The sequence below is a fragment of the Mycobacterium asiaticum genome, from assembly GCF_001673365.1.
In the GTDB taxonomy this organism is placed as follows: Bacteria; Actinomycetota; Actinomycetes; order Mycobacteriales; family Mycobacteriaceae; genus Mycobacterium; species Mycobacterium asiaticum_A.
In genome coordinates this window covers 1-8,768 of record NZ_LZLS01000222.1, presented here as the reverse complement: position 1 = coordinate 8,768, position 8,768 = coordinate 1, and the positions used below count along the sequence as shown (strand labels likewise).

Genomic DNA, 8,768 nt, shown 5'->3' with positions numbered 1-8,768 from the left:
GCGTGGGTGGGCCCGCCCTGGGCATACGGGATGGTGTGGTCGAGTTGGCAGTGGTGGGCGGGGTCGCAGCCGGGCCAGCGACAGGTCAGGTCGCGGGCGCGCACGTAGTCAGCCAACGCGGCCGAGGGCCGGTAGCGGGGTTCGGCGGCGGTGAATCCGGGGTGGATCAGCGGGACGTGTGTGGCGTTTAGGGCTAGTTCGGTGAGTAGTTCGGGGGTGATCAGGCCTTGGGCGCCGAGCATGACGGCCGGGGTGGTGGCGCTGCCATTGAGGGTGGCGGCGTCGGCGATGACGTGAATGACCACCGGTGCGGGAGGTTTGTGGTCGGTGGCGGTGCAGTCGGCGCGCGCACAGCGACACCCCAGCGCGGTGGCGCCGGCGGCTAGTGCTCCGAGGGCATCGGCGCGGCGTTGGGCGTGGGTGCGTGGGTCATGGGGGCAGACGGTGGCGGCCAGGGCCGAGAGGCGGGCATCGAGGGCGCGGGCATCGGGGGTGGCCAGGGTGCCATCGATCTCGCAGATGCCTTCGTGGTCTTCGCTGATGTAGATCTCGCGGTCCTGGTGGCGTTGGCGCCGGCGGCGCAGCGCATCCAGATCCAGGCGGGCCACGATCTTGTCGATGCGCGCGGCCAGCCGGCGTGGGCTGAGCCCGGGCCAGCGGGTCACGTTCAGGGCCAGTAACTCATCGACGCGGGCCAGGATTTGCGGGTCTTCGATGTTGTCGGTGCGATAGACCAGGGCGGCGAAGGTGGCGAAGTCGATCTCCCCGGCCGCGAACACCGCACCCACCTGCGGTAGCCGTTCGCGCATCGCCCGGGCGTAGCGGATTTTGGAGGAGGCCAGGCCCTGGCTGATTCGCAACCCCGCCGCCACCTCGGCAGCGACCGCGGCCATGGTGTCGATCGCCCACAGTTCGGTCTCGTCGCTGTCGGCGAGCCGCTCGATAAACAACTGCCCGATCGCCACCAACTGCGCGGCCGCGGCCTGGTTTTGCACCCGCGCACCCACCTGCACTAACCCCACCCACCCGCCGCACTTCTCGGCGTCCGGGCTTGAGTCGGCGGGGTGCTCGATGAGCGTGTCCAGCCACGCCCGCAACCGCGCCAACTCCTCCCGGGGCGGCTCACCCTTCCGTGATTCGAACATATGTTCGATACTACACGATTCCGCCGACTCGTATATTTCGGCGAATCGTCAGCGCTTGGCCGGTGTGCCCGTCACCTCAAACCAGCCCGTAGATCGTTGAAGCCCTGCACCGCGCCCTGCCCCAACTGCGCGGCAACCACGGCCGGATCAACCTGCGGGAACAAGCCGAACGGAGTCCACACATCCTGGTAGCCGGTTCGGTCATAGCCGAGCTCGATGAGCACCCGTAGGTCCGGCTGGATCAGGTCGGCCAAAGGGTCTCCCACGAACGGTATGGCGCGCAGCGGGTTCAGCAGTGGCAGATCGTGGGTGGGGATGAGGATGTAGGTGGTCAGGCTGTCCGCCGACACGGGTTGGACTATGCCCGAAGCGAATTCGGCGGGAGACAGTGCGTACGAGGGGTGCAGGTACGCGAAGCCCGCCAACGCGTTGGCGGTGGCCAACAAGTTGAGCGGGTAGCGCGGGAAGTCGGCGACGCCGTCGTACTGGATCGCGTAATCGACGGTGGGGTAGGCGTTGGCGGGTGTGGCGCCGTTGAAGGTGAAGTCGATGAACGGGATGGTGATGCCCGCGAGCCGGGACAGCAGGCCGCCGTTGGGCCGATTGGGGTTGGCGGCCAGCACGAAGGACAACTCGTCGGTCCCCGGCCGCACCCCCGCCGGCAGGGATTGCAGATAGCGCATTTCCAGGGTGGCGACCGTGGCGCTCTGGGATACGCCGAAGACGATGGTGTCCTGTCCCGCCGAATGCAGATTCATGATCGCGGTGTTGAGGCGCTGCATGCCTTCGGCGATCGACGCGTTGAAGGTCAGGCTGGTCGGGCCGGTGATCGGAAACATCTTCGACGGCGTCACCAGGAATTGAGCGGCATACGACGGATGGTTGGGTGTGACGAAGCTTTCGGCCAGCGGCGCGAAGCCGCTCCACGGCAACGGGATGACTCCCGTCCCGCCCATCATCAGCGCCGTCTTCGCCGGAACGCCGCCGCCGACCTGATTGAGGTAGATGAGGGTCTCACCGACATTGCCGTCGCCGGGGAGTCCGAAGCCGACCAGTCGGTTGCCGATGTTGAGCAGCCCGACGTTGAAGTTGCCTCGGTTTTGGTAGCCGATGTTCCCGTCGCCGGAGTTGCCGAAGCCGATGTTTCCGTTACCGACGTTGTTGAAGCCGATGTTGTTGACGCCGGTGTTGCCGCTGCCCAGATCGAACGTTCCGGCCTGCCAGTCCACGGTCAATCGCGGTAGTCCGGTAGCGGCATAAGCCTGGGCCAGCTCGGCGACCACCGCGGACGCGTCGGCATGGTAGCCCGCCATCACCGCCACGTCGCGGGCCCACATCTGCTCGTAGGCGCCCTCGGCCGCCGCGATCAAGGGTGTGTTCTGCCCGAACAGGTTGGCGGTCACCAGCGAAACCAGCTGAGACCGGTTGGCCGCGACCGCAGACGGGTGCACGATCGCGGCCTGCGCCGCATCGAATGCAGCCGCGGCCGCCCGGGCCTGCGCGGCCGAGCGCCCGGCCTGCGTCGCTGCCGTCGTCAACCACGCCAGGTACGGGCTAGCAGCGCGCATCATCGCCGCCATCGCCGGCCCCTGCCAAGCCTCGTCGGCCAGGCCCGTCGTGATTGCGGCGAACGAGCGCGCCGCGACGTCCAACTCCACGGCCAGCCCATCCCACGATGACGCCGCGGACAGCAGCGGCTCCAGACCCGGACCGGCGAAGATCCGTGCCGAATTAAGCTCGGGCGGCAGAACCGCGAAATTCATCGCTAGGCTCCCCAGCTGGCCTTTCTCGCATTACGACAACGCGGAGCTTAAGCCAGATTGGGCGCTTGCCCGGGGTTTCAGCGAAACTGTGCAGTCGTAGCGGCGGGAAATCTCGTTTGTCGAGCACCTTTAGACTGGTGGTCGCATCAAGAAGTCGAGGAGCGTAGTGGAAAGCCAGCAGAACGGGGCCCAGCCAGCCTCGAGTCAGACCGGAACGGCCCGCGTCAAGCGCGGTATGGCCGAAATGCTCAAGGGCGGCGTCATCATGGATGTCGTCACCCCCGAGCAGGCACGTATCGCCGAAGGTGCCGGTGCCGTAGCGGTCATGGCTCTGGAACGGGTCCCCGCCGACATCCGCGCCCAGGGCGGCGTATCGCGGATGAGCGACCCCGACATGATCGAAGGCATCATCGACGCGGTCACCATCCCGGTCATGGCCAAGGCCCGGATCGGGCACTTCGTCGAGGCGCAGATCCTGCAGAGCCTCGGGGTGGACTACGTCGACGAGTCCGAGGTACTCACGCCGGCGGACTACACCCACCACATCGACAAGTGGAAGTTCACCGTGCCGTTCGTGTGCGGGGCAACCAATCTGGGTGAGGCGCTTCGTCGTATCGCCGAGGGCGCGGCGATGATCCGGTCCAAGGGTGAAGCCGGCACCGGCGACGTGTCCAACGCCACCACGCACATGCGCGCCATCGGCGGCGAGATCCGTCGGCTTACATCACTGTCCGAAGACGAATTGTTTGTTGCCGCAAAGGAATTGCAAGCCCCCTACGACCTCGTCGTCGAGGTCGCTCGCGCCGGCAAGCTGCCGGTCACCCTTTTCACCGCGGGCGGCATCGCCACCCCCGCCGACGCGGCGATGATGATGCAACTCGGGGCCGAGGGCGTGTTCGTCGGCTCGGGCATCTTCAAGTCCGGCGATCCCGCTCAGCGCGCCGCAGCGATCGTCAAGGCCACCACCTTCTTTGACGACCCCGACGTGTTGGCCAAGGTGTCGCGCGGGCTGGGCGAGGCGATGATCGGCATCAACGTGGAGGAGATCGCCCAGCCGCATCGCCTGGCCGAGCGCGGCTGGTAAGCGGAGACCGTTGGTGGCGATCGAAGAGATCCTCGATCTCGAGCAGCTCGAGGTCAACATCTATCGCGGCAGTGTCTTCAGCCCCGAATCGGGTTTCCTGCAGCGAACTTTCGGTGGGCACGTAGCCGGTCAGTCACTGGTGTCGGCGGTGCGCACGGTCGACCCGCGTTACCAGGTCCACTCCTTGCACGGCTATTTCCTGCGGCCCGGAGATGCCAAAGAACGCACCGTTTTCATCGTCGAGCGCACTCGGGACGGCGGATCTTTTGCCACCCGGCGGGTCAACGCGATCCAGCACGGGGAAATCATCTTCAGCATGGGTGCGTCGTTCCAAACCGACCAGGAGGGTATCGACCACCAGGACGCGATGCCCGCGGCGCCGCCCCCCGACGGGCTGCCGGGCCTGAACTCGGTCAAGGTCTTCGACGACGCCGGATTCAAGCAATTCGAGGAGTGGGACGTCTGCATCGTGCCCCGTGACCAGCTGAAGCTGTTGCCCGGCAAGGCATCTCAGCAACAGGTCTGGTTCCGGCACCGCGACCCATTGCCGGACGACCCGGTGCTGCACATCTGCGCACTGGCCTACATGAGCGACCTGACGTTGCTGGGTTCGGCGCAGGTTACGCACATGGCCGAGCGTGAGCATTTGCAGGTGTCGTCGTTGGACCACGCGATGTGGTTCATGCGTACCTTTCGGGCCGACGAATGGCTGCTCTACGACCAGTCCTCGCCATCGGCCGGCGGGGGTCGCTCGCTGTGCCAAGGCAAGATTTTCAACCAGAGCGGCGAGATGGTGGCCGCGGTGATGCAGGAGGGGCTGACCCGCTTCAAGCGGGGATATCGGCCTTGAGCGCGCCCAAGGTCGGGGTCCTGGGCCTGCAGGGCGATACCCGCGAACATCTCGCCGCCCTGCGCGAAGCCGGTGCCGAGGCCGTCACGGTGCGTCGCCGTGCCGAACTCGACGCGGTGGACGCTCTGGTAATTCCCGGCGGTGAGTCCACGGCGATGAGTCACCTGCTGCTGCAATTCGATCTGCTCGAGCCGCTGCGGACACGGTTGGCCGAGGGGCTACCCGCCTACGGCGCCTGTGCCGGCATGATCCTGCTGGCCAGCGAGATCCTGGACGCCGGCGCCAACGGCCGTCAGGCGCTGCCGCTGCGTGGGATAGATATGACGGTGCGGCGCAACGCTTTTGGTCGTCAGGTCGATTCGTTCGAGGGCGATATCGGGTTCGAGGGGCTGGACTCGCCGGTGCGCGCGGTGTTCATCCGTGCGCCGTGGGTGGAGCGGGTGGGCGATGACGTGCAGGTGCTGGCGCGCGCCAACGGACACATCGTGGCGGTGCGCCAGGGGAACGTGCTGGCCACGGCTTTTCATCCGGAGGTGACCGGCGATCGACGCGTGCACCGGTTGTTTGTCGACATGGTCGTCGGGCGCTAGCGCGCCGAACCTCGCGCTGGCGTGACGCTCGGCGTGAGCAGGCCGCCACGTAGACTCGGCAAGCGATATTCACAGCGAAAGAGGTAAGTCACACCCATGAGCGGCCATTCCAAGTGGGCCACCACCAAGCATCAGAAGGCCGTCAAAGACGCGCGCCGCGGCAAGGAGTTCGCCCGGCTGATCAAGAACATCGAGGTCGCCGCACGCACCGGCGGTGGCGACCCAGCCGGCAACCCGACGCTGTACGACGCCATCCAGAAGGCCAAGAAGACCTCGGTTCCCAATGACAACATCGAGCGAGCGCGCAAGCGCGGTGCCGGTGAGGAAGCCGGCGGCGCCGACTACCAGACGATCATGTACGAGGGCTATGGACCCAACGGCGTCGCCGTGCTGGTCGAGTGCCTGACCGACAACCGCAACCGCGCAGCCAGCGAGGTACGGGTGGCGATGACGCGCAACGGCGGCACCATGGCCGATCCGGGATCGGTGGCCTACCTGTTCTCCCGCAAAGGGACGGTCACGCTGGAGAAGAACGGCTTGACCGAGGACGACGTGCTGACCGCGGTACTGGAGGCCGGCGCCGAGGATGTCAACGACCTGGGGGACAGCTTCGAGGTCATTTCCGAGCCGACCGACCTGGTCGCGGTGCGCACCGCGTTGCAGGACGCCGGCATCGACTACGAGTCGGCCGAGGCCAGCTTCCAACCGTCGGTCAGCGTTCCTGTCGACGTCGACGGCGCCCGCAAGGTGTTCAAGCTCGTCGACGCGCTGGAGGACAGTGACGACGTGCAGAACGTCTGGACCAACGTCGATTTGTCCGACGACGTTCTCGCCGCGCTCGACGAGGAATAACGCAGGCCGGCAGCGCATCGCGAAGCGCATTCAATAGTTATTCAATTGACGTTTCATGACGCTTCAATGACACGGTTTTAGCTTTTCGCCGAGTACCCACGGGTTGGCGAGGAGCACGACGATGTCCTTCTTGAGTGTTGCGCCAGAGTTGGTTTCGGCGACGGCGGCGGAGTTGGCCGGAGTCGGCTACGCAGTGGGAGCAGCCGACGCTGCCGCGCTGCTGCCGACTACCCAGGTGCTGGCCGCCGCGGGTGACGAGATCTCCGCCGCGATAGCGGCGTTGTTCGGCAACCACGGCCAGCAGTACCAAACCATCAGCGCCCAGGCGGCGGCGTTTCACCAACGGTTTGTGCAGGCGCTGAATGCGGGAGCCGTTTCCTACGCGACCGCCGAGACGGCGAGCGTCGACCAACTTCTGTTCGGCGTGATCAACGCGCCAACCCAATTGCTGCTGGGTCGACCACTCATCGGCAATGGTGTCGATGCGACCGCTCCCGGCGGCGATGGCGGGGCGGGCGGCCTGCTTTGGGGCAATGGCGGCGCCGGTGGCGCCGGCGCGACGGGACAGGCCGGCGGCCGGGGCGGTGACGCCGGGCTGGTCGGCACCGGCGGCATTGGCGGCAGGGGCGGGGCCGGCGCGGCCGGCGGATCGGGCGGAACCGGCGGGTTGCTCTACGGCGACGGCGGTGCCGGTGGTTTTGCCGGCGTCGGCGGTAGTGGCGGAGCGGGCGGCAACGCGATCCTGTTCGGCAACGGCGGCGCCGGTGGCGTTGGCGGAACCGGTGCCATGGGCGCAGCGGGTACGACGTCGGGCACGACGGGTGGCACCGGCCTGGCTGGCGAGATCGGCGAGAGCGGCGGTACGGGCGCGGACGGCGAGTCCGGGGGCACGGGCGGTAACGGTGGCCGGGGCGGTCATGGCGGGATGCTGGTCGGAAACGGTGGTCTCGGCGGCAACGGCGGTGCCGGTGGCGGGGGCGGGGTCGGGGCTGTCGGCGGTGCCGGCGGTGCTGGCGGGCACGGCGTCGACAATTTCGACGGCGTCGGCGGTACCGGCGGCAAGGGCGGATTCGGCGGTAACGGCGGCCATGGTGGCAACGGCGGCATGGGCGGCTTCGGCGGCTCCGGCGGCGACAGTGGCCTGTTCGGGCAAGCGGGCGCCGCCGGTAGCGGCGGCGTCGGCGGCGACGGAGGTCTGGGCGGGGCCGCCGGCGCGGGCGGCACCGGGGGGCAGGGCGGTACCGGGCTGATCGTCGCCGGCAACGGCGGCGAGGGCGGCAGAGGCGGCAATCCCGGAAATGGGGGCGAGGGCGGTCAGGGTGGCTTCTCCGGTGGTGACGGCGGTGTTGACGGTGCCCGAGGAGTGCGCGCGGGCCGGGACGGGCCCGGATATGGCGGCGACGGTGGCACCGGCGGCGCGGGCGCGGACGCGATCAGCCCAGGTGGCACCGGCGGAAGAGGCGGCGACGGAGGTGCTGCCGGATGGGTCGGCGACGGGGGTGTGGGTGGCGCCGGCGGCGCGGGCGGTACCGGCGACGTCGGCGCAGACGCCACCGAAGCGGGTGCGACTGGACATACCGGTCTCGGTGGCGGCGCCGGTGGCGTTGGCGGCAACGGCGGCAGCGGGGGCTTGGTGTCAGGTGACGGCGGAAAGGGCGGCGCCGGAGGCACCGGCGGCGTCGGCGGAACGGGTGGCGCGGGAGCGCGCGGTGACAACGCCGTCGCGCTGGGGACCAGCGGTCAGACCGGAGGTGACGGAGGAGTTGGCGGCGACGGCGGGGTCGGTGGTGCCGGTGGCCTAGGCGGTGGGACGTCAACGGGCCAGGTTGGCGCCCAAGGCGCCGGTGGCCAGGGCGGCAAGGGTGGCACCGGTGGTGTCGCTGGCGACGGCGGCAATGGCGCCGACGGGATCGCCGACGGCGGCAATGGTGGAGCGGGCGGCGATGGTGGCGATCCTGGCGCCGGTGGCGACGGTGGAGCGGCCGGTGCCGGAGCCACCAACCTGGGATCGGGTGCGACGGGCGATGCCGGCAGCAGCGGCGGCAATGGCGGCAACGGCGGCAATGGTACGGATGCCACCACCTTGAACCGGGCCGGCGGCGCGGGTGGGGCGGGTGGTGACGGCGGCCGCGTCGGCCGTGGTGGCGACGGCGGTAGCGGCGGCGATGGGGCCCGCGGCGATGTCGGCGCTGATGCCACGGAGGTGGGCGCGAGCGGCGACACCGGACACGTCGGCGGTGACGGTGGGGCCGGGGGTGCGGGTGGTGCCGGCGGTGATCGGGCCGGCGACGGCGGCTCGGGCGGTGACGGCGGCACAGGTGGAATGGGTGGCACCGGCGGGGCCGGGGCCCGCGGAGCCGATGCGACCGAACTGGGCGACGCGGGCCAGGCCGGCGGTCACGGTGGTGCGGGCGGCGCTGGAGGTGACGGCGGTACCGGCGGGATCGGCGAAAGCGGCGGTGGTGGCGGCGCCGGTGGCGTCGG

Annotated in this window: 7 protein-coding genes; 5 read left to right on the top strand and 2 right to left on the bottom strand. The window is 68.9% G+C overall.

The features are described from left to right. Together A5634_RS26460 and A5634_RS26455 are read right to left on the bottom strand one after the other, a co-directional pair. Positions 1–1,145, bottom strand: a 1,145-nt coding sequence (locus A5634_RS26460; protein ID WP_065146989.1) for a 13E12 repeat family protein, incomplete at its 3' end; no start/stop codon positions are given. 71 nt (positions 1,146–1,216) lie between these two features. Next, on the bottom strand, positions 1,217–2,908 hold the full coding sequence (locus tag A5634_RS26455) for a PE-PPE domain-containing protein (RefSeq protein WP_065146988.1): 1,692 nt from the start codon (positions 2,906–2,908) through the stop codon (positions 1,217–1,219). Positions 2,909–3,074: 166 nt separating this feature from the next. On the opposite strand from A5634_RS26455, the gene pdxS reads away from it, so the two are divergent. From pdxS to A5634_RS26430, 5 genes are all read left to right on the top strand, one after another. Next, positions 3,075–3,992: a pyridoxal 5'-phosphate synthase lyase subunit PdxS gene (gene pdxS, locus A5634_RS26450; protein ID WP_065146987.1), complete on the top strand. Its 918-nt coding sequence runs from the start codon at positions 3,075–3,077 to the stop codon at positions 3,990–3,992. Between the two features lie 13 nt (positions 3,993–4,005). Further along, positions 4,006–4,842: an acyl-CoA thioesterase II gene (gene tesB / locus A5634_RS26445; protein ID WP_065146986.1), complete on the top strand. Its 837-nt coding sequence runs from the start codon at positions 4,006–4,008 to the stop codon at positions 4,840–4,842. Then, positions 4,839–5,432 (top strand): pyridoxal 5'-phosphate synthase glutaminase subunit PdxT, encoded by a 594-nt coding sequence (gene pdxT, locus A5634_RS26440; protein ID WP_065146985.1) that lies wholly within the window; start codon positions 4,839–4,841, stop codon positions 5,430–5,432. Before tesB ends, pdxT begins: the two co-directional genes overlap by 4 nt. A 96-nt stretch (positions 5,433–5,528) precedes the next feature. Continuing rightward, positions 5,529–6,284 (top strand): YebC/PmpR family DNA-binding transcriptional regulator, encoded by a 756-nt coding sequence (locus tag A5634_RS26435; RefSeq protein WP_065146984.1) that lies wholly within the window; start codon positions 5,529–5,531, stop codon positions 6,282–6,284. Between the two features lie 121 nt (positions 6,285–6,405). Next, positions 6,406–8,768 (top strand): PE family protein (locus tag A5634_RS26430; RefSeq protein ID WP_155769746.1); only part of this gene is annotated, 2,363 nt, incomplete at its 3' end.